Source organism: Stenotrophomonas sp. UBA7606, assembly GCF_002477705.1.
Classification (GTDB): domain Bacteria; phylum Pseudomonadota; class Gammaproteobacteria; order Xanthomonadales; family Xanthomonadaceae; genus Stenotrophomonas.
In genome coordinates, this window is the sequence record NZ_DLJW01000062.1 from 1 (window position 1) to 743 (window position 743).

General features: G+C 66.1%; 1 protein-coding gene. It reads left to right on the forward strand.

The features are described 5' to 3' along the window. Positions 1–743 (forward strand): ATP-grasp domain-containing protein (locus tag B2527_RS08350; protein WP_293707833.1); only part of this gene is annotated, 743 nt, incomplete at both ends.

The following is a 743-nucleotide window of genomic DNA, read 5'->3' on the forward strand; positions in this document are numbered from 1 at the left end:
GCCGCGCTCGCCCTGCGCGAGGACGGCTATGAAACCATCATGGTCAACTGCAACCCGGAAACCGTGTCCACCGACTACGACACCTCCGACCGCCTGTACTTCGAGCCGCTGACGCTGGAAGACGTGCTGGAGATCGTCGAGCTGGAACAGCCCAAGGGCGTGATCGTGCAATACGGCGGCCAGACCCCGCTGAAGCTGGCGCGTGCGCTGGAAGCCAACGGCGTGCCGGTGATCGGCACCTCGCCGGACTCCATCGACCTGGCCGAGGACCGCGAGCGCTTCCAGAAGCTGGTGCAGGACCTGGGCCTGAAGCAGCCGCCGAACCGTACCGCCCGTACCGCCGATGAGGCACAGGCGCTGGCGCGCGAAATCGGCTTCCCGCTGGTGGTGCGCCCGAGCTACGTGCTGGGTGGCCGTGCGATGGAAATCGTCTACGGCGAGGCCGACCTGGCCCGCTACATGCGCGATGCGGTCAAGGTCTCCAACGATTCGCCGGTGCTGCTGGATCACTTCCTGGACGCTGCCGTCGAGGCCGACGTGGACATCATCTGCGACAAGGACGGCAACGTCCTGATCGGTGGCGTGATGGAGCACATCGAAGAAGCCGGCGTGCACTCCGGTGACTCGTCCTGCTCGCTGCCGCCGTATTCGCTGTCGGCACAGACCCAGGCCGAGCTGCGTCGCCAGGTCACCGAGTTGGCCAAGGCGTTGAAGGTGGTCGGCCTGATGAACACCCAGTTCGC